The organism is Rhodococcus olei (assembly GCF_039540555.1).
Taxonomy (GTDB): Bacteria; Actinomycetota; Actinomycetes; order Mycobacteriales; family Mycobacteriaceae; genus Rhodococcus_G; species Rhodococcus_G olei.
The window spans coordinates 65,495-92,375 of the sequence record NZ_BAABFB010000009.1; the positions used below are offsets into that span (position 1 = coordinate 65,495).

General features: G+C 67.4%; 41 protein-coding genes. 35 read left to right on the plus strand and 6 right to left on the minus strand.

What is annotated here, in order from left to right; genetic code table 11:
- The first annotated feature begins 81 nt into the window (after positions 1–81).
- Positions 82–1,044 (plus strand): alpha/beta hydrolase fold domain-containing protein, encoded by a 963-nt coding sequence (locus ABD951_RS01315; protein WP_345341284.1) that lies wholly within the window; start codon positions 82–84, stop codon positions 1,042–1,044.
- Positions 1,045–1,121: 77 nt separating this feature from the next.
- Entirely contained in the window at positions 1,122–2,060 is a 939-nt protein-coding gene (locus ABD951_RS01320) for an esterase/lipase family protein (RefSeq protein ID WP_425569751.1), read from the plus strand.
- 123 nt (positions 2,061–2,183) lie between these two features.
- Here ABD951_RS01320 and ABD951_RS01325 read toward each other — a convergent pair whose 3' ends face one another.
- From ABD951_RS01325 to ABD951_RS01340, 4 genes are all read right to left on the minus strand, one after another.
- A complete protein-coding gene (locus ABD951_RS01325; protein WP_345341288.1) occupies positions 2,184–3,053 on the minus strand; it encodes an ABC transporter permease in 870 nt (289 codons plus the stop codon).
- Entirely contained in the window at positions 3,050–3,901 is an 852-nt protein-coding gene (locus tag ABD951_RS01330) for an ABC transporter permease (protein ID WP_345341290.1), read from the minus strand. The genes ABD951_RS01325 and ABD951_RS01330 overlap by 4 nt, the downstream gene beginning before the upstream one ends.
- Complete coding sequence (locus tag ABD951_RS01335; RefSeq protein WP_345341292.1) at positions 3,898–4,872, minus strand: ATP-binding cassette domain-containing protein; 975 nt, start codon at positions 4,870–4,872, stop codon at positions 3,898–3,900. Before ABD951_RS01335 ends, ABD951_RS01330 begins: the two co-directional genes overlap by 4 nt.
- 299 nt (positions 4,873–5,171) lie before the next feature.
- Positions 5,172–5,642, minus strand: coding sequence for a hotdog fold domain-containing protein (locus ABD951_RS01340; protein ID WP_345341294.1), 471 nt, complete (start codon positions 5,640–5,642; stop codon positions 5,172–5,174).
- 530 nt (positions 5,643–6,172) lie between these two features.
- Between ABD951_RS01340 and rpsJ the strand changes: the two genes are divergently transcribed.
- From rpsJ to map, 24 genes are all read left to right on the plus strand, one after another.
- On the plus strand, positions 6,173–6,478 hold the full coding sequence (rpsJ, locus tag ABD951_RS01345; RefSeq protein ID WP_003938093.1) for a 30S ribosomal protein S10: 306 nt from the start codon (positions 6,173–6,175) through the stop codon (positions 6,476–6,478).
- 20 nt (positions 6,479–6,498) lie between these two features.
- Positions 6,499–7,155, plus strand: coding sequence for a 50S ribosomal protein L3 (gene rplC, locus ABD951_RS01350; protein WP_345341296.1), 657 nt, complete (start codon positions 6,499–6,501; stop codon positions 7,153–7,155).
- On the plus strand, positions 7,152–7,823 hold the full coding sequence (rplD, locus tag ABD951_RS01355) for a 50S ribosomal protein L4 (protein ID WP_345341298.1): 672 nt from the start codon (positions 7,152–7,154) through the stop codon (positions 7,821–7,823). The genes rplC and rplD overlap by 4 nt, the downstream gene beginning before the upstream one ends.
- Entirely contained in the window at positions 7,820–8,125 is a 306-nt protein-coding gene (rplW, locus tag ABD951_RS01360; RefSeq protein WP_194825858.1) for a 50S ribosomal protein L23, read from the plus strand. The genes rplD and rplW overlap by 4 nt, the downstream gene beginning before the upstream one ends.
- A 40-nt stretch (positions 8,126–8,165) precedes the next feature.
- Entirely contained in the window at positions 8,166–9,002 is an 837-nt protein-coding gene (gene rplB / locus ABD951_RS01365; RefSeq protein WP_345341303.1) for a 50S ribosomal protein L2, read from the plus strand.
- Positions 9,003–9,015: 13 nt separating this feature from the next.
- Positions 9,016–9,297 (plus strand): 30S ribosomal protein S19, encoded by a 282-nt coding sequence (gene rpsS, locus ABD951_RS01370; protein WP_005518370.1) that lies wholly within the window; start codon positions 9,016–9,018, stop codon positions 9,295–9,297.
- Positions 9,294–9,695, plus strand: coding sequence for a 50S ribosomal protein L22 (gene rplV / locus ABD951_RS01375; RefSeq protein WP_345341307.1), 402 nt, complete (start codon positions 9,294–9,296; stop codon positions 9,693–9,695). Before rpsS ends, rplV begins: the two co-directional genes overlap by 4 nt.
- Positions 9,695–10,489 carry a 30S ribosomal protein S3 gene (rpsC, locus tag ABD951_RS01380; protein WP_345341309.1) on the plus strand — a complete coding sequence of 265 codons (795 nt, stop codon included), beginning with the start codon at positions 9,695–9,697 and terminating at the stop codon, positions 10,487–10,489. Before rplV ends, rpsC begins: the two co-directional genes overlap by 1 nt.
- A 3-nt stretch (positions 10,490–10,492) precedes the next feature.
- Positions 10,493–10,909, plus strand: a complete 417-nt coding sequence (rplP, locus tag ABD951_RS01385; protein ID WP_345341311.1) for a 50S ribosomal protein L16 — start codon at positions 10,493–10,495, stop codon at positions 10,907–10,909.
- Positions 10,909–11,145: a 50S ribosomal protein L29 gene (gene rpmC, locus ABD951_RS01390; RefSeq protein ID WP_345341313.1), complete on the plus strand. Its 237-nt coding sequence runs from the start codon at positions 10,909–10,911 to the stop codon at positions 11,143–11,145. Before rplP ends, rpmC begins: the two co-directional genes overlap by 1 nt.
- On the plus strand, positions 11,142–11,423 hold the full coding sequence (gene rpsQ, locus ABD951_RS01395; RefSeq protein WP_345341315.1) for a 30S ribosomal protein S17: 282 nt from the start codon (positions 11,142–11,144) through the stop codon (positions 11,421–11,423). The genes rpmC and rpsQ overlap by 4 nt, the downstream gene beginning before the upstream one ends.
- A 238-nt stretch (positions 11,424–11,661) precedes the next feature.
- Positions 11,662–12,030, plus strand: coding sequence for a 50S ribosomal protein L14 (gene rplN, locus ABD951_RS01400; protein ID WP_345341317.1), 369 nt, complete (start codon positions 11,662–11,664; stop codon positions 12,028–12,030).
- Positions 12,030–12,344: a 50S ribosomal protein L24 gene (rplX, locus tag ABD951_RS01405; RefSeq protein WP_345341319.1), complete on the plus strand. Its 315-nt coding sequence runs from the start codon at positions 12,030–12,032 to the stop codon at positions 12,342–12,344. The genes rplN and rplX overlap by 1 nt, the downstream gene beginning before the upstream one ends.
- A 1-nt stretch (position 12,345) precedes the next feature.
- On the plus strand, positions 12,346–12,912 hold the full coding sequence (rplE, locus tag ABD951_RS01410) for a 50S ribosomal protein L5 (protein WP_345341321.1): 567 nt from the start codon (positions 12,346–12,348) through the stop codon (positions 12,910–12,912).
- A gap of 2 nt (positions 12,913–12,914) precedes the next feature.
- A complete protein-coding gene (locus ABD951_RS01415; RefSeq protein WP_050063877.1) occupies positions 12,915–13,100 on the plus strand; it encodes a type Z 30S ribosomal protein S14 in 186 nt (61 codons plus the stop codon).
- Positions 13,101–13,490: 390 nt separating this feature from the next.
- Complete coding sequence (gene rpsH / locus ABD951_RS01420; RefSeq protein WP_345341327.1) at positions 13,491–13,889, plus strand: 30S ribosomal protein S8; 399 nt, start codon at positions 13,491–13,493, stop codon at positions 13,887–13,889.
- 14 nt (positions 13,890–13,903) lie between these two features.
- Positions 13,904–14,443: a 50S ribosomal protein L6 gene (rplF, locus tag ABD951_RS01425; protein ID WP_345341329.1), complete on the plus strand. Its 540-nt coding sequence runs from the start codon at positions 13,904–13,906 to the stop codon at positions 14,441–14,443.
- A 1-nt stretch (position 14,444) separates the two neighbouring features.
- Positions 14,445–14,852 (plus strand): 50S ribosomal protein L18, encoded by a 408-nt coding sequence (rplR, locus tag ABD951_RS01430; RefSeq protein ID WP_345341331.1) that lies wholly within the window; start codon positions 14,445–14,447, stop codon positions 14,850–14,852.
- A gap of 31 nt (positions 14,853–14,883) precedes the next feature.
- Positions 14,884–15,531 (plus strand): 30S ribosomal protein S5, encoded by a 648-nt coding sequence (gene rpsE, locus ABD951_RS01435; protein ID WP_345341333.1) that lies wholly within the window; start codon positions 14,884–14,886, stop codon positions 15,529–15,531.
- Entirely contained in the window at positions 15,531–15,710 is a 180-nt protein-coding gene (gene rpmD / locus ABD951_RS01440) for a 50S ribosomal protein L30 (protein ID WP_345341335.1), read from the plus strand. Before rpsE ends, rpmD begins: the two co-directional genes overlap by 1 nt.
- Before the next feature lie 2 nt (positions 15,711–15,712).
- The gene (gene rplO / locus ABD951_RS01445) at positions 15,713–16,153 is read left to right on the plus strand and encodes a 50S ribosomal protein L15 (RefSeq protein ID WP_345341337.1); all 441 of its coding nucleotides are present in this window, start codon (positions 15,713–15,715) and stop codon (positions 16,151–16,153) included.
- A 206-nt stretch (positions 16,154–16,359) separates the two neighbouring features.
- Entirely contained in the window at positions 16,360–17,673 is a 1,314-nt protein-coding gene (secY, locus tag ABD951_RS01450) for a preprotein translocase subunit SecY (protein ID WP_345341339.1), read from the plus strand.
- Positions 17,670–18,215 (plus strand): adenylate kinase, encoded by a 546-nt coding sequence (locus ABD951_RS01455; protein WP_345341341.1) that lies wholly within the window; start codon positions 17,670–17,672, stop codon positions 18,213–18,215. The genes secY and ABD951_RS01455 overlap by 4 nt, the downstream gene beginning before the upstream one ends.
- Before the next feature lie 8 nt (positions 18,216–18,223).
- Positions 18,224–19,018, plus strand: coding sequence for a type I methionyl aminopeptidase (gene map, locus ABD951_RS01460; RefSeq protein ID WP_345341343.1), 795 nt, complete (start codon positions 18,224–18,226; stop codon positions 19,016–19,018).
- A 59-nt stretch (positions 19,019–19,077) separates the two neighbouring features.
- Here the strand turns inward: map and dtd are convergent, their stop codons facing one another.
- Entirely contained in the window at positions 19,078–19,509 is a 432-nt protein-coding gene (dtd, locus tag ABD951_RS01465) for a D-aminoacyl-tRNA deacylase (protein WP_345341345.1), read from the minus strand.
- Positions 19,510–19,727: 218 nt separating this feature from the next.
- Between dtd and infA the strand changes: the two genes are divergently transcribed.
- The 8 genes from infA (at position 19,728) to truA (ending at position 24,429) form a co-directional block, all read left to right on the plus strand.
- Complete coding sequence (gene infA / locus ABD951_RS01470; RefSeq protein ID WP_003418601.1) at positions 19,728–19,949, plus strand: translation initiation factor IF-1; 222 nt, start codon at positions 19,728–19,730, stop codon at positions 19,947–19,949.
- 79 nt (positions 19,950–20,028) lie between these two features.
- The gene (gene rpmJ, locus ABD951_RS01475) at positions 20,029–20,142 is read left to right on the plus strand and encodes a 50S ribosomal protein L36 (RefSeq protein WP_040686659.1); all 114 of its coding nucleotides are present in this window, start codon (positions 20,029–20,031) and stop codon (positions 20,140–20,142) included.
- Between the two features lie 255 nt (positions 20,143–20,397).
- Entirely contained in the window at positions 20,398–20,769 is a 372-nt protein-coding gene (rpsM, locus tag ABD951_RS01480; protein WP_345341350.1) for a 30S ribosomal protein S13, read from the plus strand.
- Entirely contained in the window at positions 20,769–21,182 is a 414-nt protein-coding gene (gene rpsK / locus ABD951_RS01485; protein WP_005239680.1) for a 30S ribosomal protein S11, read from the plus strand. Before rpsM ends, rpsK begins: the two co-directional genes overlap by 1 nt.
- Positions 21,183–21,205: 23 nt before the next feature.
- The gene (rpsD, locus tag ABD951_RS01490) at positions 21,206–21,811 is read left to right on the plus strand and encodes a 30S ribosomal protein S4 (protein ID WP_345341352.1); all 606 of its coding nucleotides are present in this window, start codon (positions 21,206–21,208) and stop codon (positions 21,809–21,811) included.
- A gap of 132 nt (positions 21,812–21,943) precedes the next feature.
- Positions 21,944–23,008, plus strand: coding sequence for a DNA-directed RNA polymerase subunit alpha (locus ABD951_RS01495; protein ID WP_345341354.1), 1,065 nt, complete (start codon positions 21,944–21,946; stop codon positions 23,006–23,008).
- Positions 23,009–23,041: 33 nt separating this feature from the next.
- The gene (gene rplQ / locus ABD951_RS01500) at positions 23,042–23,557 is read left to right on the plus strand and encodes a 50S ribosomal protein L17 (RefSeq protein ID WP_345341356.1); all 516 of its coding nucleotides are present in this window, start codon (positions 23,042–23,044) and stop codon (positions 23,555–23,557) included.
- Positions 23,558–23,580: 23 nt separating this feature from the next.
- Positions 23,581–24,429: a tRNA pseudouridine(38-40) synthase TruA gene (gene truA, locus ABD951_RS01505; RefSeq protein WP_345341366.1), complete on the plus strand. Its 849-nt coding sequence runs from the start codon at positions 23,581–23,583 to the stop codon at positions 24,427–24,429.
- A 330-nt stretch (positions 24,430–24,759) separates the two neighbouring features.
- Here truA and ABD951_RS01510 read toward each other — a convergent pair whose 3' ends face one another.
- On the minus strand, positions 24,760–25,902 hold the full coding sequence (locus tag ABD951_RS01510; RefSeq protein ID WP_345341359.1) for an acyl-CoA dehydrogenase family protein: 1,143 nt from the start codon (positions 25,900–25,902) through the stop codon (positions 24,760–24,762).
- Positions 25,903–25,959: 57 nt separating this feature from the next.
- On the opposite strand from ABD951_RS01510, the gene ABD951_RS01515 reads away from it, so the two are divergent.
- Positions 25,960–26,535 (plus strand): TetR/AcrR family transcriptional regulator, encoded by a 576-nt coding sequence (locus tag ABD951_RS01515; RefSeq protein ID WP_345341361.1) that lies wholly within the window; start codon positions 25,960–25,962, stop codon positions 26,533–26,535.
- Positions 26,536–26,881: the final 346 nt, after the last annotated feature.

Consider the following 26,881-nt stretch of genomic DNA (forward strand, 5'->3'; position numbering starts at 1 on the left):
TCGGGTGGTCGCGCGGGTGACATGTCGGTGACGTGTATCACGATCGCCGTGGTGAGGCGATTTCGCCTGGTTGTTCGGCGGATGATCGATCGATTGAACGAGGAGGTGGACACCCTGCAGGTGGGGGGAAATCGGGCGAGTCTGCCGATGCGTGCGTTGGCCTCGATGCTGATGCGCGCACGGCGGCTGCGGACGCCGATGTCGCAATCGGACGCGGATCGTCGGCGTGCCGCACTTCAGGAGATGGGGCCGGAACAGCCGCCGTGGTGGGTGCGGACGACCTGCACGATCACCGCCGAGATCCGGGACGGGCTGCCCGTCTACGTGGTGGCTCCCCGCCGGACGAACGCGGCCGCCGTGATGATGTACCTGCACGGCGGCGGCCACAGCACACCGCTCCGGCAGGGCCACTGGAAGCTGGTCGCCAAGCTCGCGGTCGACAACGCACTGCGGGTCGTGGTGCCGGCATACGAGCTGGCGCCGCAGGGTACCCACCGAGAAGCCCTGGACCGCATGACCGCGCTGTACGAGGAGTTGGCGGCCGAGCAGGCCGAGGGTCCGTACCTGGCCGGGGACTCGTCCGGCGGCGGCCTCGTGTACGCCGTCGCACAGCGGATCCGGGATCGGGAGCTGCCGCCGTCCCCCCGGCTGTTCCTGTTCTCGCCGTGGCTCGACGCGACGCTGAACAATCCGGACATCGTCGATCTCGTGCGGCACGAGCCGATCCTCGAAGTGGCGGCCCTGCGTCGGTTCGGCAAGGACTGGGCCGGTACCGAGTCACCGGAGATCCCCGAGGTGAGTCCGATCTTCGGCGACCTGACCGGGCTCCCTCCGGTCGAGGTGTTCGTCGGGACCCGGGACCTGCTGGTGGCCGACTGCCGAGCGCTCGCGACGACCGCGGCCCGCGACGGGCTCGACGTCCGGGTGTACGAGTACGACGAGGCGTTCCACGTGTTCATGTGGTTGGGGTGGCTTCCGGAGAGCAGGCACGTCTTCCGGGTCATCCGGCGCGCGGTCCGTGACGACCGTCGCCGAGCGAACTGAAGTCTCAATGTTAGGTTGAGAGTTGGAGTCGGGGGAGTCCACACCGCGGGGGTGTAGGCAATGACGAGAAAGCAACAGTGAACATGCCGATGGTGACCAGAATGTGCACCCTCGCCCTGGCCGGCGTGGCCGCACTCCTGTCCGCCGCGCCGACCGCGACCGCGCAGTCCTCGGGTGACGCCGCGGCGGCCGCTCCGGTGACCGCACGGCTCGCGGGGGCCAACGACTGGGGGTGCCGGCCCTCGGCGGCGCATCCGCGACCGGTGGTCCTCGTCCACGGGACGTGGTCCGATGCGGCAGTGACCTGGAAGAACCTCGCGCCCGCGCTCGCTGCGGAGGGCTACTGCGTGTACGCCATCGACTACGGGCGCGACGGCGGTCTGCTCGACGGCAACCTGCTCGGAATGGTCGGAGGCGCCGACATCGACGAGTCGGCGAGGCAACTGGCCGAGTTCGTCGACCGTGTTCGGGCCGCGACGGGTGCCGCCCAGGTCGACATCGTCGGCCACTCGCAGGGCGGCACGCTCACCCGTCAGTACCTGCGTTTCGGGGGCGGCGCGGATCATGCGAATCCGGCACGGAACGCCGTGCGGACACTGGTCACCCTCGGCGCGACCAACCACGGCACGACCTTCGGTGACGTTCAGGTGCTGGGGGCGCTCGCCCAGGCCGTCGGAGTTCCGGTGATCGACCTCGCCGGCGCCACCGTCGGGCCTTCGTACGTCCAGCAGATGGTGGGGTCGCCGTTCCTGCGGGCGCTCAACGCAGGCGGCGACACCGACGCCGGAATCGACTACACCGTCGTCGCGAGTCGCGACGACCGGGTCTCGACTCCGCCCGCCGCGACGTTCCTCACCGCCGGACCGGGCGCGACCGTGCACAACGTGTGGGTGCAGGACGGATGCCAGTCCAGGAGGGTGGACCACGCGGCGCTCACCGCCGACCCACGGTCGGTGTACATCGTCCAGGTCGCCCTCGACCCGACCTACGCCACGCGCCACGCCGCACCGTGCTGAGCACGCCGGTTCGCACCGTGCTGAGCACGCCATTCCGCGCCGTGCTCGCACCGAGCTGAGTACGCCGGCCCGCGGCTTGCGCCGCGGGCCGGCGTACAGCCGCTGTGCCGAGACGAGCGTCGGTCAGGCCGGGGTGCCTGCGGCCTTGCGGTATCCGCGGATCGCGGGCCACGTGAACAGCGCGATCGCGCCGACCGACCACAGCGCGGTCTTGATCAGCGGTTCGGCGACCGGCCCGCCGAGGCTCAGGCCCTTCATCGCGTCGATCGCCGTCGACATCGGCTGATTCTCGACGAAGCCCTGCAACCAGGTCGGGTACGCCGCGGTCGGGACGAATCCGGAGTTGAAGAACATCAGCAGTGAACAGATCAGCGACAGCAACTCGACCAGGGGCAGCTTCGCGGAGGTCACCGACAACGCGGTCACCATCGTCGCGAACCCGATGCCCATCAACAGCGGCACGAACAGCAGCGCGATTCCGGCGAGAACCCCCTGGTTGAACCGGAAGCCGAGGGCGACGCCGACCAGCAGGATCAGCACCGTCGTCAGCATGATGCGCACCGACTCGGCCAGCAGGCGGCTCACCAGTCCCGACGCCCGATGCACCGGCAGGATCCAGAACCGGCTCAGCAGTCCCTTGCGCCACTCCATCTTCAGCTGCATGCCGCTGGCGATCGACCCGAACATCGCGCCGACGAGGGCGATCATCGGCGCGTAGCCGTAGACGCTGTTGATGCCGGTCGCCCTGGTCACCGAGATCCCGAGCACCGCGTTGAACATGATGAGCATCAGCGCCGGGTAGACGATCGCCTGGAGCATCGTGAACGGATCGCGCGTCCATCGGCGCAGCAGCCGCTGGGTCTGCAGCAGGCTGTGGGTGACGAGCGCCTGCCGGGAGGTCTCCGGGAACACCTCGGTGGTCTCGTGGAACGTCACCTGGGTGAGGTCGGCGGCCTCGCGGCGCTCGTGGGTGGGCGGTGCGGTCGTCGTCATCCCCGCCTCACATTCGCCCACACCGTCAGCGGTGTGAAGACCGCGAACAGTCCCACACACCACAGGATCGACGGCGTCATCAGGTGCAGGCTGGCGGTGCCGTCCGCGATCGCCCGCATCGAGATCGAGAACTGGGAGATCGGCTGGTTGCGTACGAACCACTGGGACCACTCGGGGAACTGCGACACCGGCACGAAGCCGGCCGAGAACATGCCGAGGATCAGCTGGGGCAGGGTGAGCGCCTGGCTGGTCATCTCCGGACTCTTGCTCAGCGTGCCGATCAGGTCGCCCATCAGCGACAGGGTCATCGCGATCGCCAGCGACATCCCGATGAACAGGGCGGTGTTCGCCGGCCCGCCGCTGAAGCGGAACCCGATGACGTAGCCGTAACAGATGGCGGCGATCAGCGAGATCGTGCAGTGTACGAACGAGGCTGCCATCCGGGACGCCAACGGCACGCCCGCGAAGATCGGCATCGTCTGGAACCGCGCGTTCATGCCGTTCGACGCCTCGACGGCGGCCTTGCCCGCGGCGGAGATCGCGGTGAACGCCATCGCCTGCAGCACGATGATCGGCATGACGAACTGGGCGTAGTCGATGCCCTGGAACTTCATCACGAACCGCAGCGGCAGGTAGAAACCGACCGTGAAGATCGCCGGCGCGAGCACCGCGATGAAGAACTGGCCGTTGGTCCACATGCTCCGGACGTTGCGCCCCGTCAGCGCAGACCACTGGCCCGTCGCCGTCAGCTCGGGGCGGCGGTGGCGACCGGGTCGGGCCACCACTCGGGACTCCGGCTCCGGTGGCCTGCCGTCGGACTTGGCTGCGCGCGCAGCGATCGCGGTCATGATGCTTCTTCTTCGTTCCCTTCGGCGGCTGGCTGGCCGGTGAGCGCCAGGAAGACGTCGTCGAGCGAGGGTCGGCGCAGCGCGATGTCGGCGAGCGGGATCCGGGAGATGTCGAGTCGGCGCAACACCTCGGCGAGGGTCTGCGCACCGTACTGGGCCGGGATCGACAGCCGGTCGTGGCCGGTCTCGGTGACGTACTCGGGCGGCACCAGGCTGGTCAGCACCGCGTGTACCCGGGGCAGGTCCGCCAGCCGCAACGGCACCACCTCGCAGTAGCTGCCGCCGGTGCGCTCCTTGAGCTGATCGGCGGTGCCCTCGGCGATCACGGTGCCCTTGTCGATGACGACGATGTTGTCGCTGAGCACGTCGGCCTCTTCGAGGTACTGCGTGGTCAGCAGGATCGTGATGCCCTGATCCTTGAGCGTCGACACCAGCGACCAGACACCCTGCCGGCTGCGCGGGTCGAGGCCGGTGGACGGCTCGTCCAGGAAGACCACCTCGGGCCGGGTCACCAGGCCACACGCGATGTCGACGCGGCGGCGCATGCCGCCGGAGTACCCGGCGACCTTCCGCTCGGCCGCGTACTCGAGGTCGAACTGGCGCAGCAGCTCGTCGGCGCGCGCCTTGGCGGACTGCCGGTTCAATCCCATCAGTCGTCCGAACAGCACGAGGTTCTCGCGTGCGGTGAGCGATTCGTCGAGCGCGGCGTACTGACCGGTCATCATGATCGAGCGCCGCACCGCGGGCGCCTGCGTGACGACGTCGTGGCCGGCGACGACGGCGCGACCCGAATCGGGGCGCAGCAACGTGGACAGGACGTTGACCGTCGTCGTCTTACCGGCGCCGTTGGGGCCGAGTACACCGAGAACCGTTCCGCGAGGAACTTCGAAGCTGACCCCCCTGAGCGCCTGCACTTCACCGAAGGACTTGCGGATTCCCTCGACCAGGACGGCAGAGTGGGGTGTAGGCATGCACGCGAGTATGTCATGCATCGGAATACGCCGAGGCTGACCGGCGCCCGAGATCGCCCGGACGTCGCCGGTGGTGCACGGGCCCGCGGCACCGTCCGGCGCCCGTTCGGCGTGTGTTCCCTCGTCGCGGCGGTGAGGGCGGAGTGTGTCGGGGGGACGACGGGTTGTCGGCGGCGTCCGTGACGTCGGTCACTCGAAGTTTGCCGGGCCGGCCGCGGTCGTCGCTCACAGGCGGGGTCAACTCGTCTCCTTCGGGGGTCGGGGATGGGGCCGAGGGTCATACCCGACGGCCGGTGGAGTTACGCGGGCGTGACCCAGATCGTGATGTCGGCGTGCACGACCTCGATGCCGGCCTTGTCCCGGATCGCGACCGGGACGAGGACGTCGGTGCCCTCGGTGACGGCGGCGAGGTCGAGCGGGCCGGGCAGTTCGGCGACGGCGGTCAACCCGGTCGTGGCCTTCGCGAGGTAGCGCACGTTCATCGCCTTGGGAATCCACCGGTGGGTGGCCGGGACGGTGGCCTCGGCCAGCATGCCCATCGCCGCCTCGGCCAGGTTGCACGCGGCGATCGCGTGGAAGGTGCCGATGTGGTTGTGCACCCCCCACCACTTCGGGGCGCGGACCTCGCAGCGGCCCGGTTGGAGCGCGGTGACGCGGGGGAGCACCGTGGCGAAGTACGGCACCCGCAGGCACATGCCGAGGGAGAACAGGGCCGAGCCGAGGCTGTTGTGGGGCAGTCGTTGCCAGCTGCGGTAGGTCGCGGTCGTCATGCCCCTATCTTACTTGAAAGTAAGTTATCCATCCGACCGGATTTGAAGTCGGAGCACGTCTCCGGCATACTGTTCAGGTTGCCTGGGCCAGGGACGTGCACGCGCACGGCTTTCGCCTGGCTGGAAGAGGGTCGTCGGACGCACCGGTGCAGTGACTGCGCCGCGGTGTCGGGCCGAAGCAGGACAAACGTCGACAAGACGGAAGCAGTGACCATCCGTGCTCCATCGGAGCGCGGGCCGGAACACATTCCGCTGGCCGATCCGTGTGCAAATTCGGATCGGGGAATGAGCGGGAGGGCGACACGCCCGACCGCGTGGACCGGAGCAGTTCCATGACAGATGAACAGCGGCAGCGGATCGGGTCCCCCGATCGGCATCGGTACGACTCCGATCGCCAACGTTCGTCTCCGTCCGGAACCGGGTGGGAACTGTGCAGACGAGGTAGCCCCTGACGGGTCTACGTGCAAACGAGCGTCCCCTCCGGGGGGCGCGAGGGCCTAATCACATCGGGCAAGGAAGAGGACACAAGCGTGGCGGGACAGAAGATCCGCATCAGGCTCAAGGCCTACGACCATGAGGCGATCGACGCGTCGGCGCGCAAGATCGTGGAGACGGTGACCCGTACCGGGGCCCGTGTGGTCGGGCCGGTGCCGTTGCCGACTGAAAAGAACGTGTACTGCGTCATCCGTTCGCCGCACAAGTACAAGGACTCGCGCGAGCACTTCGAGATGCGTACCCACAAGCGGCTGATTGACATCCTCGACCCGACGCCCAAGACGGTCGACGCGCTCATGCGCATCGACCTGCCGGCGAGCGTCGATGTCAACATCCAGTGAGCGCGGCGGAGACAACAACAATGACTGAGAACAAGATCAAGGGCATCCTGGGCACCAAGCTCGGAATGACCCAGGTCTTCGACGAGAACAACCGGGTCGTTCCGGTCACCGTCGTCAAGGCCGGACCGAACGTCGTCACCCAGATCCGCACCGAGGAGCGCGACGGCTACAGCGCCGTCCAGCTCGCGTACGGCGCGATCGACCCCCGCAAGGTGAACAAGCCGGTCTCCGGCCACTTCGCCAAGGCCGAGGTCACCCCCCGCCGCCACATCGTCGAGCTGCGCGTCGCGGACGCCGGCGAGTACGAGGTCGGCCAGGAGCTCACCGCTGCCGAGTTCGAGGACGGCGCCTACGTCGACGTCACCGGCACTTCCAAGGGCAAGGGCTTCGCGGGCACCATGAAGCGCCACGGCTTCGCCGGCCAGGGTGCCTCCCACGGTGCGCAGGCGGTGCACCGTCGCCCGGGCTCGATCGGTGGCTGCGCCACCCCCGGCCGCGTGTTCAAGGGCATGCGCATGTCGGGCCGCATGGGTAACGACCGCGTCACCACGCAGAACCTCACCGTCCACAAGGTGGACGCCGAGGCCGGCCTGCTTTTGATCAAGGGTGCGATCCCCGGCCGCCGGGGCGGCCTCGTGATCGTCAAGACCGCAGTGAAGGGTGGTGCGTCCGCATGACCGAGACCGCAACCAAGCTCACTCTCGACGTCCGCACGGCTGACGGTGGCACCAACGGCACCGTCGACCTGCCCGCCGAGATCTTCGACGTGACGGCCAACATCGCGCTGATGCACCAGGTCGTCGTCGCTCAGCTGGCCGCGGCGCGTCAGGGCACGCACTCGACCAAGACCCGCGGCGAGGTTCGCGGCGGTGGCAAGAAGCCGTACCGGCAGAAGGGCACCGGCCGCGCCCGTCAGGGCTCGACCCGCGCGCCGCAGTTCGCCGGTGGTGGCATCGTCCACGGCCCGAAGCCGCGCGACTACAGCCAGCGGACCCCGAAGAAGATGAAGGCCGCCGCCCTGCGCGGTGCCCTCTCCGATCGGGCCCGCAACGAGCGCATCCATGTGATCACCGAACTTGTTGCCGGGCAGACCCCGTCCACCAAGAGCGCTCGCAAGTTCCTGGGCGAGATCTCGGATCGCAAGAAGGTCCTGCTCGTCGTCGGCCGCGAGGACATCGCTGCCTGGAAGAGCGTGCAGAACCTCGAGGGTGTGCACCCCATCGCCCCCGATCAGCTGAACACCTACGACGTCCTCAACAGCGACGACGTCGTGTTCAGCGTCGAGGCCCTCAACGCGTTCGTGCACGGCCCGGCCGAGTCGGCGCAGAAGGAGGAGAGCAAGTGACCACCATCGCTGATCCCCGCGACATCCTGCTCGCACCGGTCATCTCCGAGAAGTCCTACGGACTGATCGAGGAGGGTACCTACACCTTCCTGGTGCACCCGGACTCGAACAAGACGCAGATCAAGATTGCCGTGGAGAAGGTCTTCGGCGTCACCGTGACCAGCGTCAACACCGCCAACCGTCAGGGCAAGCGCAAGCGGACGAAGTTCGGTTACGGCAAGCGCAAGGACACCAAGCGCGCGCTCGTGACCCTCTCGGCTGACAGCAAGCCCATCGAGATCTTCGGAGGACCGGTCGCGTAAGCGGGCGGGACTTGACGAGATATAGAGGACGAGAAGACTCATGGCAATCCGTAAGTACAAGCCGACTACCCCGGGCCGCCGCGGCTCGAGCGTCTCGGACTTCGCCGAGATCACTCGGTCGACGCCCGAGAAGTCGCTCATCCGCCCGCTGCACGGTCGCGGTGGTCGTAACGCCCACGGACGCATCACCACCCGTCACAAGGGTGGCGGACACAAGCGTGCCTACCGGCTGATCGATTTCCGTCGCAACGACAAGGACGGCGTGCCGGCCAAGGTCGCTCACATCGAGTACGACCCCAACCGCACCGCGCGTATCGCGCTGCTGCACTACCGGGACGGCGAGAAGCGCTACATCATCGCGCCGAAGGGCCTCGAGCAGGGTGCGCTCGTGGAGTCCGGCCCCGCGGCCGACATCAAGCCCGGTAACAACCTGCCGCTGCGCAACATCCCGACCGGTACCACCATCCACGCGGTGGAGCTGCGTCCGGGTGGCGGCGCGAAGATGGCCCGCTCGGCCGGCGCCAGCATCCAGCTCCTCGGCAAGGAGGGTCCGTACGCGACCCTGCGCATGCCGTCGGGTGAGATCCGCCGCGTCGACGTGCGCTGCCGCGCCAGCATCGGCGAGGTCGGCAACGCCGAGCAGTCGAACATCAACTGGGGCAAAGCCGGCCGTATGCGCTGGAAGGGCAAGCGCCCGACCGTCCGTGGTGTCGTGATGAACCCGGTCGACCACCCGCACGGTGGTGGTGAGGGCAAGACCTCCGGTGGTCGCCACCCGGTCAGCCCGTGGGGTAAGCCGGAAGGCCGCACCCGCAAGCCCAACAAGCCGAGCGACAAGCTCATCGTCCGCCGCCGTCGTACCGGCAAGAAGCGCTAGGAGGGAGTGAAGGATGCCTCGCAGTCTTAAGAAGGGTCCGTTCGTCGACGACCACCTCCTCGCGAAGGTGGACGTGCAGAACGAGAAGGGCACCAAGCAGGTCATCAAGACCTGGTCCCGTCGTTCGACCATCATCCCGGACTTCATCGGTCACACGTTCGCCGTCCACGACGGTCGCAAGCACGTGCCGGTGTTCGTGTCCGATTCGATGGTCGGTCACAAGCTCGGTGAGTTCGCACCGACCCGCACGTTCAAGGGTCACATCAAGGACGACCGGAAGAGCAAGCGTCGATGAGCACTGAAACCCAGAATCCCACCGCCAAGGCGGTTGCGCGCCACGTGCGCGTGACCCCGATGAAGGCGCGCCGCGTCGTGGACCTGGTTCGTGGTCGTTCCGTCGAGGACGCCCTGAACATCCTGAAGTTCGCGCCGCAGGCCGCCAGCGAGCCGGTCGCCAAGGTTGTGGCCAGCGCCGCCGCCAACGCCCAGAACAACCTCGGGCTCGACCCGAGCACGCTGGTCGTTGCCACCGCGTACGTGGACGAGGGTGCCACCCTCAAGCGTTTCCAGCCGCGTGCCCAGGGCCGTGCGTTCCGCATCCGCAAGCGCACCAGCCACATCACTGTGATCGTGGAGAGCCTGCCCAAGGCCGGCGCCTCGAACCGCAATCGCCGGAAGGGAAGTGCTCAGTAGTGGGCCAGAAGATCAACCCGCACGGCTTCCGACTGGGTATCACCACCGACTGGAAGTCCCGCTGGTACGCCGACAAGCAGTACGCGGAGTACATCAAGGAAGACGTCGCGATCCGCAAGCTCCTCGCCACCGGCATGGAGCGGGCCGGCATCGCGAAGGTGGAGATCGAGCGCACCCGGGACCGGGTTCGCGTCGACATCCACACCGCGCGTCCGGGCATCGTCATCGGCCGCCGCGGCGCCGAGGCCGATCGCATCCGCGCCGAGCTGGAGAAGCTGACCGGCAAGCAGGTGCAGCTCAACATCCTCGAGGTCAAGAACTCCGAGGCCGAGGCCCAGCTCGTGGCCCAGGGTGTTGCCGAGCAGCTGAGCAACCGTGTCGCGTTCCGTCGCGCCATGCGCAAGGCCATCCAGTCGGCCATGCGTCAGCCGAACGTCAAGGGCATCCGGGTGCAGTGCTCAGGCCGCCTCGGCGGCGCCGAGATGTCCCGCTCGGAGTTCTACCGCGAGGGTCGGGTTCCGCTGCACACGCTGCGCGCGGACATCGACTACGGGCTGTACGAGGCCAAGACCACCTTCGGCCGCATCGGCGTGAAGGTCTGGATCTACAAGGGCGACATCGTCGGTGGCAAGCGTGAGCTGTCCGCCGCGGCCCCGGCCGAGCGTCCGCGTCGTGAGCGTCCGAGCCGCCCGCGTCGTTCCGGTGCCTCGGGCACCACCGCGACCAGCACCGAGGCCGGTCGCGCCGCCACCGCCGAGGCTCCGGCCTCGACCGAATCGAATCAGGAGGGCTGACGCATGTTGATCCCACGTCGGGTCAAGCACCGCAAGCAGCACCACCCGAGCCGTTCGGGTGCGGCCAAGGGTGGCACCCAGGTGACCTTCGGTGAGTACGGCATCCAGGCTCTCGAGCCGGCGTACATCACCAACCGGCAGATCGAGTCCGCTCGTATCGCCATGACGCGCCACATCAAGCGTGGCGGCAAGATCTGGATCAACATCTTCCCGGATCGCCCGCTGACCAAGAAGCCCGCCGAGACCCGCATGGGTTCCGGTAAGGGTTCGCCGGAGTGGTGGGTCGCGAACATCAAGCCCGGTCGGGTCATGTTCGAGATGAGCTACCCGAATGAGGAGATCGCTCGCGAGGCCCTGCGTCGCGCGATGCACAAGCTCCCGTGCAAGTGCCGGATCGTCACCAGGGAGGAGCAGTTCTGATGGCTACTGGAACCCCCGCCGCAGAGCTCCGCGAGCTCACCCAGGAGGAGCTGGTCACCAAGCTCCGCGAGTCGAAGGAAGAGCTGTTCAACCTTCGCTTCCAGATGGCGACCGGTCAGCTGGACAACAACCGTCGGCTGCGCACCGTTCGTCACGAGATCGCGCGCATCTACACCGTCATGCGCGAGCGCGAGCTCGGCCTCGCCGCCGGCCCGGATGCGGGTGACGCGGCATGAGTGAGAAGGACACCGCAGTGACCGAAGAGCGTGGGACCCGCAAGGTCCGCATCGGCTACGTCGTCTCCGACAAGATGGAGAAGACGATCGTGGTCGAGCTCGAGGACCGTGTGAAGCACCCGCTGTACGGCAAGATCATCCGCCGTACCACCAAGGTGAAGGCGCACGACGAGAACGGCCTCGCCGGCATCGGCGACCGCGTTCAGCTGATGGAGACCCGACCGCTGTCGGCGACCAAGCGCTGGCGTCTGGTCGAGGTGCTCGAGAAGGCCAAGTAAGCAGTCGAATTCACTCGACAGCTCGGTGACGCGGTCCGTCCCCCCCGGGGGCGGGCCGCGTCGCGTTTTCCGGCCGGCCGGTCGCTCTCGGGGATTTGGAATCCCCCGGCGCGTTCCCTACACTGGGGCGGTTGCCTGTGGTAGTCGCGTGTCCGCACGCGGGCGGCCGCGGGGGACAGACCGCGCGTATCGGGTCGGAAATCCGCTACGTACGAAAATCCAGGTCTAGGAGAGATCAGTGATTCAGCAGGAGTCGCGACTGCGTGTCGCCGACAACACGGGTGCCAAGGAGATCCTCTGCATCCGCGTTCTCGGTGGTTCGTCTCGTCGCTACGCCGGGATCGGTGACATCATCGTCGCCACCGTCAAGGACGCCATCCCGGGTGGAAACATCAAGAAGGGCGAGGTCGTCAAGGCCGTCGTCGTGCGCACCACCAAGGAGCGCCGCCGTCCGGACGGCTCGTACATCAAGTTCGACGAGAACGCCGCCGTGCTCATCAAGGCCGACCGCGATCCTCGTGGCACCCGCATCTTCGGCCCCGTCGGCCGCGAGCTGCGCGACAAGAAGTTCATGAAGATCGTCTCGCTCGCCCCGGAGGTGCTGTGATGAAGGTGCACAAGGGCGACACCGTTCTGGTCATCTCCGGCAAGGACAAGGGCGCCAAGGGCAAGGTCATCCAGGCCTACCCGGCGACCAACAAGGTCCTGGTCGAGGGCGTGAACCGGATCAAGAAGCACACCGCGGTCTCCGCGAACCAGCGTGGCGCGTCCTCCGGCGGCATCGTGACGCAGGAAGCCCCGATCCACGTGTCGAACGTCGCGGTCATCGACTCGGACGGCAACCCCACTCGCGTGGGCTACCGGACCGACGAGAACGGCAAGCGGGTTCGGATCTCCCGTAAGAACGGGAAGGACATCTGAGATGACGAGCACTGAGAACAAGATCCAGCCCCGCCTGAAGCTTCGCTACCGCGCCGAGATCAAGGACGCGCTGAACGAAGAGTTCAAGTACGACAACGTCATGCAGATCCCCGGCGTCGTCAAGGTCGTCGTCAACATGGGTGTCGGCGACGCCGCCCGTGATGCGAAGCTGATCAACGGTGCGGTCGCCGACCTCGCCCTGATCACCGGCCAGAAGCCCGAGATCCGCAAGGCCCGCAAGTCCATCGCGCAGTTCAAGCTGCGTGAGGGCATGCCGATCGGTGCCCGCGTCACCCTCCGTGGCGACCGCATGTGGGAGTTCCTCGACCGTCTCGTGTCGATCGCCCTTCCGCGAATCAGGGACTTCCGTGGTCTGTCCGGCAAGCAGTTCGACGGCAACGGCAACTACACGTTCGGTCTCAACGAGCAGTCGATGTTCCACGAGATCGACGTCGACAAGATCGATCGCCCGCGCGGTATGGACATCACCGTCGTGACGACCGCCACCAACAACGAAGAAGGCCGTGCCCTGCTCAAGCACCTCGGCTTCCCGTTCAAGGAGAACTGAGCATGGCGAAGAAGGCACTGGTCAACAAGGCCAACAAGAAGCCCAAGTTCGCGGTCCGCGCGTACACCCGCTGCCAGAAGTGCGGCCGGCCGCACGCGGTCTACCGCAAGTTCGGGCTGTGCCGCGTGTGCCTGCGCGAGATGGCGCACGCCGGCGAGCTGCCGGGTGTTCACAAGAGCTCCTGGTGACGAACCGAAGCTGACCCGAAGGGCGCGGACTCCGTTGGAGTTCGCGCCCTTCGCGTTTTCCAGGCCAGGGTCCCGGGACGCGGACCCGCCGGATCGGTGACATGCGCAGTGCGCCAGGCGAATTGGGGATCCGACCGGTCGAGGGAGGGCGCGGAGGTGCGGATCGGGGCCGGTCTCCGTGCCCCTCGGATTTGGCCTGTGCTGCGGGTTTGCCTACACTAGAGCGGTTGCCTGGACGGCAGAGGCGCCACGCGTGCCGCCGACGTCTCTGCGACACGAACTCATTCCGGTCGGCGACTGTCGGCCGGACCAGCCGAATTGTTGTAGGCCCACGACCGGTCCGCCGGTGCTGCATGGGAACCGCAGCGAGAAAGGTGTCGAGGTCGAACCATGACCATGACAGATCCCATCGCAGACTTCTTGACGCGTCTGCGCAACGCCAACTCGGCGTACCACGACGAGGTGAAGCTCCCGCACTCGAAGATCAAGGCGAACATCGCCGAGATCCTCAAGCGTGAGGGCTACATCTCCGACTACCGCACGGAAGACGCCGAGGTGGGCAAGACCCTCATCGTCGACCTCAAGTACGGGCCCAGCCGCGAGCGTAGCCTCGCCGGCGTCCGTCGCGTTTCCAAGCCCGGTCTCCGGGTGTACGCGAAGTCCACCAACCTGCCCAAGGTTCTCGGCGGCCTCGGCGTGGCGATCATCTCCACGTCCTCCGGCCTGCTCACCGACCGTCAGGCGGCCAAGCAGGGCGTGGGCGGCGAAGTCCTCGCCTACGTCTGGTAAGGGAGGGCACCACCATGTCGCGTATTGGAAAGATTCCGGTCACCGTCCCGTCGGGCGTCGACGTGACCATCGACGGACAGGACGTCGCGGTGAAGGGCCCCAAGGGCCAGCTGTCGCTGACGATCTCCGAGCCGATCGCCGTCGCGAAGAGCGAGGACGGTGCCCTGCTGGTCACCCGTCCCGACGACGAGCGTCGCAGCCGCGCGCTGCACGGCCTCTCGCGCACCCTGGTCGCGAACCTCATCACCGGTGTGACCGAGGGGTACACCACCAAGATGGAGATTCACGGCGTCGGTTACCGCGTCGCGCTCAAGGGCCAGGACCTCGAGTTCTCGCTCGGCTACAGCCACCCGGTTCCGGTCGAGGCGCCCGAGGGCATCTCGTTCGCGGTCGAGTCGCCGACCAAGTTCTCGATCTCTGGCATCGACAAGCAGAAGGTCGGCCAGATCGCGGCCAACATCCGCCGTCTGCGGAAGTCCGACCCGTACAAGGGCAAGGGCATCCGCTACGAGGGCGAGCAGGTCCGCCGCAAGGTCGGAAAGACGGGTAAGTGATATGAGCCAGACTGCAAACCAGAAGGCCAAGCGGATTCCGCTGGGCAAGGACGTGTCCACCACGCGTCGTCTGTCGAAGACGCGTCGTCACTTCCGTCTGCGCAAGAAGATCTCCGGCACGCCCGAGCGTCCCCGTCTCGTCGTGAACCGCTCTTCGCGTCACATCCACGTCCAGCTCGTGGACGACCTCGCCGGCCGTACCCTGGCCGCGGCGTCGACCATCGAGGCGGATCTGCGTGCCGCCGAGGGCGACAAGAAGACCCTGAGCGCGAAGGTCGGTCAGCTGATCGCCGAGCGCGCGAAGGCCGCCGGCATCGAGGCCGTCGTGTTCGACCACGGTGGCCACGGCTACCACGGTCGCATCGCGGCCCTCGCGGATGCCGCTCGCGAAGGCGGGTTGAAGTTCTGATGACGAAGATTTCTAACGGAAGGACAGTCTGATGCCGGGACGTCAGAGGCGTGACGGCGGCAGCGGACCCGCCGGACAGAATGGCCCCAACACCGGGGACAACCGCGGCGGCGACCGTCGTGGCGGTCGTGACGATCGTCGTGGCCAGTCGGCCCCGAAGTCGGACCACATCGAGCGTGTGGTCGCGATCAACCGTGTGTCGAAGGTCGTCAAGGGTGGTCGTCGCTTCAGCTTCACCGCCCTCGTGATCGTGGGCGACGGCAACGGGCTCGTCGGCGTCGGCTACGGCAAGGCCAAGGAAGTTCCCGCGGCCATCCAGAAGGGTGTCGAGGAGGCTCGCAAGGGCTTCTTCCGCGTGCCGCTGATCGGCAGCACCATCACGCACCCGGTGCAGGGCGAGGCCGCTGCCGGTGTCGTCATGCTCCGCCCGGCCAGCCCGGGTACCGGTGTGATCGCCGGTGGCGCGGTGCGTGCCGTGCTCGAGTGCGCCGGTGTTCACGACATCCTCGCCAAGTCGCTCGGTAGCGACAACGCGATCAATGTCGTGCACGCGACGGTTGCCGCCCTCAAGGGCCTGCAGCGTCCCGAGGAGGTGGCCGCACGTCGTGGTCTCCCGCTCGAGGACGTGGCCCCGGCCGGCATGCTGCGTGCGCGCGCACAGGCTGGGAGCGTGAAGTAATGGCAGAGCTGAAGGTCACCCAGGTCAAGAGCTCGATCGGTGCCAAGCAGAACCAGCGCGACAGCCTGCGGACGCTCGGCCTCAAGGGCATCCGCAAGAGCGTCGTCCGCGAGGACAACGCGCAGAACCGCGGCCTGATCAACGTGGTTCGACACCTCGTCACAGTTGAGGAGGTCTAACCATGACCATCAAGCTGCACCACCTCCGGCCTGCGCCGGGTTCGAAGACCGACAAGACCCGCGTCGGTCGCGGTGAGGGATCGAAGGGCAAGACCGCCGGCCGCGGTACCAAGGGCACCAAGGCCCGGAAGAACGTGCCGGTCGCCTTCGAGGGCGGGCAGATGCCGCTGCACATGCGGCTGCCCAAGCTCAAGGGCTTCACGAACCCGAACCGGGTCGAGTACCAGGTCGTCAATGTCGGCGACCTCGCGCGGGTGTTCCCCGAGGGCGGGCAGATCGGCGTTGCCGAGCTCGTCGCGAAGGGCCTGGTTCGCAAGAACCAGCTCGTGAAGATTCTCGGCGACGGGGAGCTGACGGTTGCCGTCCAGGTGACCGCCGACAAGTTCACCGGTTCCGCCAAGGAGAAGATCACCGCCGCCGGTGGCACCGCCACCGAGCTGTGATTCGGCTCTGAACGAATTCGACGGCCGCAGCACCGCCCCGACGGGCAGTGCTGCGGCCGTTGTCGTTCCGCGCGCCGGCCGTTCGTGCCCGACGATTTGTGGGATTGCCGGGAAGTCGCTCCGGAGGCCACTGCTAGAGTTCTAGAGTTCACTCGACCATCGGGCTTTCCGCCCGCCCTCACACTTCGTCGTGCCCAGGAGGATCTTTGCTTTCCGCCTTCGTCTCGGCCTTCAGGACTCCCGACCTGAGGCGGAAGATCCTCTTCGCACTCGGCTTGATCGCGTTGTACCGGTTCGGTGCGACCCTGCCGTCACCGGGTGTCGACTACGGAAACGTCAAGGCCTGTATCGACCAGATCTCGGGTGGCGAGTCGGCGGGCATCTACTCGCTGATCAACCTGTTCTCCGGTGGTGCGTTGTTGCACCTGTCCGTGTTCGCGATCGGCATCATGCCGTACATCACGGCGAGCATCATCATCCAGCTGCTGACCGTCGTCATCCCGCGCTTCGAGGAGCTCCGCAAGGAGGGCCAGGCGGGTCAGGCGAAGATGACCCAGTACACGCGGTACCTGTCGGTCGCGCTCGCCGTCCTGCAGTCCACCGGCATCGTCGCGCTCGCGGCACGCGGCCAGCTGCTGCAGGGGTGCCAGGAGGACATCCTCGCCGACGACTCGGTGTTCGCCCTGGTGACGATCGTGCTGGTCATGACCGCCGGCGCGGCGCTGGTGATGTGGATGGGTGAGCTGATCACCGAACGCGGCATCGGCAACGGCATGTCGCTGCTGATCTTCTCCGGTATCGCGTCCCGGATGCCTGCCGAGGGCAAGGCGATCCTCGACGCTCGCGGTGGTCTCGTCTTCACCCTGTTCTGTTTCGCCGCGCTCGCGCTGATCGTCGGCGTGGTGTTCGTGGAGCAGGGACAGCGCCGGATCCCGGTCCAGTACGCGAAGCGGATGGTGGGCCGCAAGATGTACGGCGGCTCGTCCACGTACCTGCCGCTGAAGGTCAACCAGGCCGGCGTCATCCCGGTGATCTTCGCGTCGTCGCTGCTGTACCTGCCGAACCTGATCGCGCAGCTGACCGGTGCGACCACGACCGCCGACCCCAGCTGGTGGCAGCGGATCATCAACCAGTACCTGGTGAACCCGGCGAACCCGGTCTACATCCTCATCTACTTCCTGCTCATCGTCTTCTTCACCTACTTCTACGTCGCGATCACCTTCAACCCGGAGGAGCGCGCCGACGAGATGAAGAAGTTCGGCGGCTTCATTCCCGGTATCCGGCCCGGCCGGCCCACGGCGGACTACCTGAACTACGTGCTCAGCCGCATCACGTTGCCGGGTGCCATCTACCTCGGCGCGATCGCGGTCCTGCCGAACCTGTTCGTCGGGCAGGGTGCGGCGGGTGCCAGCATCTTCGGCGGTGCCGCGGTGCTGATTCTCGTCAGCGTCGGCCTCGACACCGTGAAACAGATCGAAAGTCAGCTCATGCAGCGCAACTACGAAGGGTTCCTCAAGTGAGACTCGTCCTCGTTGGACCTCCCGGTGCCGGTAAGGGCACCCAGGCCGCCATCCTGTCCGAGAAGCTCGGAGTTCCGCACATCTCGACGGGCGACCTGTTCCGCGCGAACATCGGGCAGCAGACCGCGCTCGGGCTCGAGGCGAAGAAGTACATGGACGCCGGTGAGCTGGTTCCGAGCGAGATCACCAACAACATGGTCAAGGCCCGGATCGCCGAGCCGGACGCGGTCAACGGCTTCCTGCTCGACGGGTTCCCGCGCACGGTCGACCAGGCCAAGGCGCTCGAGGGCATGCTCACCGAGTCCGGCGCGAAGCTCGACGCGGTGCTCGCGTTCGACGTCGTCGACGACGTCGTCGTCGAGCGGATGCTGGCCCGTGGCCGCGCGGACGACACCGAGGACGTGATCCGCAACCGGATGCGCGTGTACCGCGAGGAGACCTCGCCGCTGCTCGACCACTACCAGGACATCACGGTCACCGTCGACGCGGTCGGCGAGATCGACGAGGTCAACGCCCGCGCGCTGGCCGCGCTCGGCAAGTAAGCGGCGTCGTGGGCTTTCGTCGCAAGAAGGTCGTTCCGTTCCGCACGGCCGGTGAGCTCGACGCCATGGCCGCGGCGGGTGCGATCGTCGGCGCAGCGCTCGTCGCGGTGCGGGCGGCGGCGAAGCCCGGCGTCAGCACCCTCGAACTGGACCGGATCGCCGAGCAGACGATCCGGGACGCCGGTGCGGTGCCGTCGTTCCTCGGCTACCACGGTTTCACGGGGTCGATCTGCTCGTCGGTGAACGATCGCGTGGTCCACGGCATCCCGTCCGCGGCCGACGTCCTCGCCGAGGGTGATCTGGTGTCGATCGACTGCGGTGCGATCCTCGACGGCTGGCACGGTGACTCGGCGTGGACGTTCGGGGTCGGGGAGATCTCCGCCGCCGACAGCGACTTGAGCGAGGCCACCAGGCTGTCGATGGAGGCGGGCATCGCCGCGATGCTGCCCGGTAGCCGGCTCACCGACATCTCGCACGCGATCGAGCTGGGCACCCGGGCGGCGGAGCGGGCACACGGACGCAGCTACGGCATCGTCGACGGCTACGGCGGTCACGGCATCGGGCGCGAGATGCACATGGATCCGTTCCTGGCGAACGAGGGCGCGCCCGGCAAGGGTCCGCAGTTGGTGGTCGGGTCGGTGCTGGCGATCGAGCCGATGCTGACGCTCGGCACCACCGAGACCGAGGTGCTCGACGATGACTGGACGGTGGTGACCATCGACGGTTCGCGTGCCGCGCACTGGGAGCACACCGTCGCGGTGACCGAGGACGGACCCCGGATCCTGACGGTCCGCCCCGAGTAGAACCCGGACGTCGCCGAACGGGCCCTTGCGTGTGCAAGGGCCCGTTCGGCGTTTCCGGATCAGGCTTCCATCAGCAGGGTCACCGGGCCGTCGTTCACCGACGCCACCCGCATGTGGGCGCCGAAGTGGCCCGTCTCGACGGTGGCGCCGAGGTCACGCAGCGCGGCGGCGAAGGCGTCGACGAGGGGTTCGGCGACCGGCCGGGGGGCCGCCGCGGACCAGGACGGCCGGCGACTCTTGCGGGCGTCGCCGAGCAGCGTGAACTGGCTGACGACGAGGATCGGGGCGCCGAGGTCGGAGGCGGACTTCTCGTCGTCCAGGATGCGGAGTTTCCAGATCTTCGCCGCGAGCGTGGCCGCGATGGACCCGGTGTCGTCGTGGCCGACGCCGAGCAGGACCAGCAGTCCCTGCCGGGCGGGGGAGATGCGGGCCACGACCTCGCCCTCGACCTCGACGGTGGCCTCGGTCACGCGTTGGACGACCGCGCGCATGTCTGATCCTTTCGTGCGGGACGCGGCCGCATTTGGCCTGGTGGGGGAACTCCGGTAAAGTGGATCAATGGTGCGCCCTGCGTGCCGGTCGGTTGCTGTATCGGTCCCGCTTCCCGCGTCGTTCTCGGGGTGCACTCGAACACGGCGCACGGCCGGTTCTCGATCGCGTCCGCACCACCGTAACGGAGAACGATGCCCACCAACGGATCGCGGAGGATATGGCTAAGAAAGACGGGGCCATCGAGGTCGAGGGACGAGTTGTCGAGCCGCTGCCCAATGCGATGTTCCGCATTGAGCTGGAGAACGGCCACAAGGTCCTCGCACACATCAGCGGCAAGATGCGGCAGCACTACATTCGCATCCTGCCGGAAGACCGGGTCGTCGTAGAGCTCTCGCCCTACGACCTTTCTCGCGGTCGCATCGTCTACCGGTACAAGTAGCAGACTTCCCGGACCACACCCGGTTCGGGAGAGGTATGTCCACCGGCCGGTGGGCGACACATCAGGAGATTAGACAGACGTGAAGGTTCAGCCGAGCGTCAAGAAGATCTGCGAGAAGTGCAAGGTGATCCGCCGTCACGGGCGGGTCATGGTGATCTGCGAGAACCTGCGCCACAAGCAGCGTCAGGGCTAGATCGCTTCTCCTCGAAGATCTGCTTGGCAACAAGCACAGATGACCTTCCAGCACCAGCCGGCGTTCACGGCCGCCGGATCCGCCGCCCTCGGGTGACGGGTCCACGAGGCAGACGTCGGTGCACCCCCGGTACGGAGGCCGGGGCCCCACTGAGTTAGTTGAGAGACGTACCAGCGCCGCTCGGGACACCGAGCGGCGGGGTGACACAGGGGACGGGCTGGGAGCAGACCTCCGCACACCGAAAAGGAATGCCAGATGGCACGACTCATGGGTGTCGATCTTCCCCGCGAAAAGCGGATGGAGATCGCACTGACCTACATCTACGGCGTCGGCCGTACCCGCGCGAAGGAGATCCTCGCCGGCACCGGTGTCAACCCGGACCTGCGCAGCAAGGACCTCTCCGACGACGACCTCACCAAGCTCCGCGACTACATCGAGGGCTCGGAACTCAAGGTCGAGGGTGACCTGCGTCGCGAGGTGCAGGCCGACATCCGTCGCAAGATCGAGATCGGCTGCTACCAGGGCCTGCGCCACCGTCGTGGTCTGCCCGTGCGTGGACAGCGCACCAAGACCAACGCGCGTACCCGTAAGGGTCCGAAGCGCACCGTCGCAGGGAAGAAGAAGTAATGCCTCCGAAGTCACGTAGCACCGGTCCGAAGAAGACCCAGAAGGCGCGTCGCAGGGACAAGAAGAACGTCCCGCACGGTGCCGCTCACATCAAGAGCACCTTCAACAACACGATCGTGTCCATCACGGACCCGGCCGGCAACGTCATCTCGTGGGCGTCCTCGGGCCACGTGGGCTTCAAGGGTTCGCGTAAGTCCACGCCGTTCGCCGCGCAGCTGGCCGCCGAGAACGCCGCCCGCAAGGCGCAGGAGCACGGCGTGAAGAAGGTCGACGTCTTCGTCAAGGGCCCGGGCTCGGGACGCGAGACGGCGATCCGCTCCCTGCAGGCCGCCGGCCTCGAAGTCGGCACCATCTCCGATGTCACCCCCCAGCCGCACAACGGCTGCCGTCCGCCCAAGCGGCGTCGCGTCTAAACGGGAAAGGAAGGTAAAAGCACATGGCTCGTTACACCGGCCCCGTTACCCGTAAGTCGCGTCGTCTGCGTGTCGACCTCGTCGGAGGCGACCAGGCGTTCGAGCGTCGCCCCTACCCGCCGGGCCAGCACGGCCGCGCGCGGATCAAGGAGAGCGAGTACCTGCTCCAGCTGCAGGAGAAGCAGAAGGCCCGCTTCACCTACGGCGTGATGGAGAAGCAGTTCCGTCGCTACTACGAGGAGGCGGTCCGTCGCCCGGGTAAGACCGGCGAGAACCTGCTCCGCATCCTCGAGACCCGTCTCGACAACGTCGTGTACCGGGCCGGCCTGGCCCGCACCCGTCGTCAGGCTCGCCAGCTCGTGACCCACGGTCACTTCCTGGTGAACAACAAGAAGGTCGACATCCCGAGCTACCGGGTTTCCCAGTACGACATCATCGATGTCCGGGACAAGTCGCTCGCGACGCTGCCGTTCCAGATCGCCCGTGAGACCTACGGCGATCGCCCCACCGCGGGCTGGCTGCAGGTTGTCCCCGGTCGCCTGCGGATCCTGGTCCACCAGGAGCCGGAGCGCGCGCAGATCGAGGTGCCGCTGCAGGAGCAGATGATCGTCGAGTTCTACTCGAAGTAAAGCCTCACGGCTCGTGCGCGGTTTGTGGGTTCGGCGGGTTCTCCCGACTCGGACTCCCAGGCCGCGCACGGGCGCCGGAGGCGCCATCCAACGGGGCGTCAAATAGCGGACGCCCGCACAGGAGGAGAACCAATGCTCATTTCTCAGCGACCCACGCTGACCGAAGAGGTCATCGCTGACAACCGCTCGAAGTTCGTCATCGAGCCCCTTGAGCCCGGCTTCGGGTACACGCTCGGCAACTCGCTTCGCCGCACCCTGCTCTCGTCGATCCCCGGCGCTGCTGTCACCAGCATCCGCATCGACGGCGTCCTGCACGAGTTCACCACCGTTCCCGGGGTGAAGGAAGATGTCACCGACATCATCCTGAACCTCAAGGGCCTGGTCGTGAGCTCCGACGAGGACGAGCCGGTCACCATGTACGTCCGCAAGCAGGGCCCCGGGGTCGTGACTGCGGGTGACATCGTGCCTCCGGCCGGCGTCACGGTGAACAACCCGGATCTGCACATCGCCACCCTGAACGACAAGGGCAAGCTGGAGATCGAGCTCGTCGTCGAGCGCGGTCGCGGCTACGTCCCCGCCGTCCAGAACAAGGCGTCCGGCGCCGAGATCGGCCGCATCCCGGTCGACTCGATCTACTCGCCGGTGCTCAAGGTCACCTACAAGGTGGAGGCCACCCGCGTCGAGCAGCGCACCGACTTCGATCGGCTGGTGCTGGACGTGGAGACCAAGAACTCCATCACCGCGCGGGACGCGCTCGCCTCGGCGGGCAAGACCCTGGTTGAGCTCTTCGGTCTGGCCCGTGAGCTGAACGTCGAAGCGGAAGGCATCGAGATCGGACCCTCGCCCGCCGAGGCCGACCACATCGCCTCCTTCGGACTGCCGATCGAGGACCTGGACCTGACGGTCCGGTCCTACAACTGCCTCAAGCGCGAGGGTGTGCACACCGTCGGCGAGCTGGTTGCCCGCACGGAGTCCGATCTGCTCGACATCCGCAACTTCGGTCAGAAGTCCATCGACGAGGTGAAGGTCAAGCTGCACTCGCTCGGCCTCGCTCTGAAGGACAGCCCGGCTTCGTTCGATCCGTCCACCGTCGCCGGCTACGACGCGGCGACCGGAACCTGGAGCGACACCGACGCCGGTGCCTTCCACGAGGGTGAAGGCAACGACCAGGACTACGCCGAGACCGAGCAGCTGTAACAGCTCTCGCCGGTCCTTACTAGGAGATTCATCATGCCCAAGCCCAAGAAGGGTGCCCGCTTCGGCGGGTCGGCTTCGCACCAGAAGGCGATCTTCGCCAACCTGGCCACCGCGCTGTTCGAGCACGGTCGCATCACCACCACCGAGGCCAAGGCCAAGGCTCTGCGTCCGTACGCCGAGAAGATCGTGACCAAGGCGAAGGGCGGCACCCTGGCCGACCGTCGCGAGGTCCTCAAGGTCATCCGCAACAAGGATGTCGTGCACACCCTGTTCGCGGAGATCGGTCCGTTCTACGCGGAGCGTGACGGCGGCTACACCCGCATCATCAAGACCGTCCCCCGCAAGGGTGACAACGCCCCGATGGCGATCATCGAGCTCGTCAAGGAGCAGACGGTCACCTCCGAGGCCAACCGCGCTCGCCGCGTCCAGGCGTCGCAGGAGGCCAAGGTCGAGGAGACCGAGGTCGTGGAGACCGAGGTCGTCGAGGCTGCTGCCGAGGAGGCCCCGGCCGCCGAGGCCGAGTCCGCCGACGAGGCCAAGAAGGACTAACGCTGAACGCGTCAGAACCTGCGATCGAACCCGCCGCTCCCACCCGGGACGGCGGGTTCGTTCGCTTTCGACTGGACATCACGTACGACGGCACCGACTTCTCGGGGTGGGCCCGCCAGCCCGGCCTGCGGACCGTGTGCGGCGTGCTCGAGGACGCGATCTCGACGGTCCTGCGGCAGCCGGTGCAGTTGACCGTCGCGGGGCGCACCGACGCCGGGGTGCACGCAAGCGGACAGGTCGCGCACGTGGACGTCGAGGGTGGGATCGAGGAGCCGGATCGGTTGGTGCGCAGGCTCGCCCGCTTCCTGCCCCCGGATGTGCGGGTCACGGCGATCGCCGCCGTGCCCCTCGAGTTCGACGCTCGGTTCTCGGCGATCCGACGTCACTACGAGTACCGGGTCACGACGGCGCGGTACGGCGCCGAGCCGCTGCGGGCGCGCGACACCGTGTCGGTGCCGAAGGTGCTCGACCTCGACACGATGCGGGCGGCCTCACACGCGTTGCTCGGCCTGCACGACTTCGCCGCGTTCTGCCGGCGCCGGGAGGGCGCGACAACGGTGCGGGAACTGCAGCGCTTCGACTGGACGCGTGAGGGCGACATTCTGACCGCTCATGTCAGCGCCGACGCGTTCTGCTGGTCGATGGTCCGCAGCCTGGTCGGTGCGGTGCTCGCGGTGGGGGAGGGCCGGCGCACCGTCGAGTGGACGTCGGGGCTGCTGCGGGAACGGGAACGGTCCAGTGCGGTCCTCGTCGCGCCCGCGCACGGGTTGAGTCTGGTCCGGGTCGACTATCCGGCGAACGAGGACCTGGCTGCTCGCAACGCCGCGACCCGTGAGGTGCGGGCCCTGCCCGGCGGCTGCTGCGGCGACTGACCGGTCGTTTCGCTCGCCCAGTCGCAATGTGCCCGTGCACACGTGTCGGATGGGACGCGTGGGACTCCCGTGCCCCGCTGACCTGGCTGATCTCCCACTGTCCGGTTATGTCGGGTTGCTGTCGAGTTGGACACCTGGTCAACTGGAGCCGGTGCCGAACCCCGGGGCTCAGCTCGGGACGTCGGGGGTGGGGCGGCATCACAGGTGGTGAGTGGACGCCCCGGAGGGGGTGGCGTCCACTCACCACCGCACGCCGCGACGGCCGGGTGACCGAACGCGGCGGACGCCGGACCCGCGCGGGTCGGCCCGGACTCGACCGAACCCGTCGGGTCAGCCGGCGAGCGACCGCGCGATGACGAGGCGCTGAATCTGGTTGGTGCCCTCGAAGATCTGGGTGATCTTGGCCTCCCGCATGTACCGCTCGACCGGGAAGTCCTGGGTGTAGCCGTAGCCGCCGAACACCTGCACCGCGTCGGTGGTCACCTTCATCGCGGCGTCGGTCGCGACGAGCTTGGCGACGGAGGCGTTTCGCGAGTACGGCAAGCCGGCGTCGCGGCGGCGGGCGGCGTCGAGATAGGTGGCACGGGCGGAGTCGACCGCGGCCGCCATGTCGGCGAGCACGAAGCCGAGGCCCTGGTGGTCGATGATCCGCTTGCCGAACGCCCTGCGCTCCTTGGCGTAGGCGACGGCGTCGTCGAGCGCGCCCTGGGCGAGGCCCACGGCGACCGCCGCGATCCCGAGCCGGCCGGAGTCGAGTGCGCTGAACGCGATCGGCAGGCCCTGGCCGGGCTTGCCGATCATCCGCTCGGCGGGGACGAACGCGTCGTCGTAGTGCGCCGACGTGGTCGGGACCGCGCGCAGGCCCATCTTCTCCTCGGGCTTTCCGAAGCTCAGCCCCTCCGTGTCCTTGTCGACGAAGAAGCAGGACACGCCGCGGGAGCCGTCGTCGCTGGTGCGCGCGAACAGGGTGTAGAAGTCGGCGCGGCCGCCGTTCGTGATCCATGCCTTGCTGCCGTTGATCCGGTAGCCGCCCGGGACCTCGGTCGCCTTGCACGCGAGGGCCGCGGCGTCGGAGCCGGCCTGCGGTTCGGACAGGCTGTACGCGCCGATGGTGTTGCCCCCCAACATGTCCGGCAGCCACTTCGCCTTCTGTTCGTCGGTGCCGTGGGTGGCCATCGCGAAGCACGAGAGGCTGTGCACGCTGGTCGCGACCGCGACCGCCGCCCACCGGGAGGCGAGTTCCTCGAGGACCTGCAGGTACACCTCGTACGGCTGGTTTCCGCCGCCGTACTCCTCGGGGTACGGCAGGCTCAGCAGGCCCGCGGCGCCGAGCGCGGGGAAGACGCCGTCGGGGAAGGTCTCGTTCTTCTCGCACTCGTTCACGCGTGGTGCGAGCACCTTGTCCGCGACGTCGCGGGTCAGGTCGATCAGGTCGTGTGCTTCCTGGGTCGGGAGCAGGCGGTCGACGGGCACGGGGTCTCCTTCGGCACGTATCGGTACTGTCAACGATACTCCAGTACAATTATTGGTATGGCAACCCAGGTCCGCGGCGCCGCGCGCCGCGCCCAGCTCCTCGCCCAGCTCGTCGACCTGCTGCTGGCCGAGGGATTCGCGCACCTCACGCTCGAGGAGATCGCCGGTCGCCTGCGGTGTTCGAAATCGACCCTCTACTCGTTGGCGGCCAGCAAGGAGCAGTTGGTCCGGGCCGCGACCGTGCACTTCTTCCGTGGGGCGACAGAGCGGGTGGAGCGATCCGTGGACGGCGTCGTCGACGCGCGCGACCGGATTCGCCTCTACCTCGAGGCGGTCGGCGAGCAGCTGCGTCCGGCGTCCGCCCGGTTCATGGCCGATCTCGCGGACAACGACGTGGTCCGGGAGGTGTACGAGCGCAACACGGCGATCGCGGCCCGGCGGGTACAGGACCTCATCACCGACGGTGTTCGGTCCGGCGAGTTCCGCGACGTGCACGCCGCGTTCGTCGCCGACGTCACCGCCGCGACGATGGTGCGGATTCAACGCAGGCAGGTCCGTGAGGCGACCGGGCTCGACGACGCGCAGGCCTACCAGGAACTTGCGTCTCTCGTTACCAACGGCCTGGCGATGTGATCCGGCGAGGTCCTTCGAATGCCTCGTGATCAGCGGAAACGATCTTGGACGAATGTATAGAACTTTCGCTGATTCGGTCACGGTCCGGCTACACGCTGGTTAAGGTGAGCACACTTTGCGCGTTAGCTGGCCGCGGGGATCCACGCGAGCGCGTCCCGTGCTCGTGGAGGAGATGTGGATGGCGCGTCCGATTGTGCGTCGGGTGGTGGCGGCCGGTGGTGCCGCGGCCATGGCGGCGGTGGGTGCCGGTACCGCGGGGCTGTTGGGCGCCGGGGTGGCGTCGGCGGCGTCCGGGTCGGTGACGTGGGATGACGGGAATGAGCGGATCACTCGCACGATCAGTGAG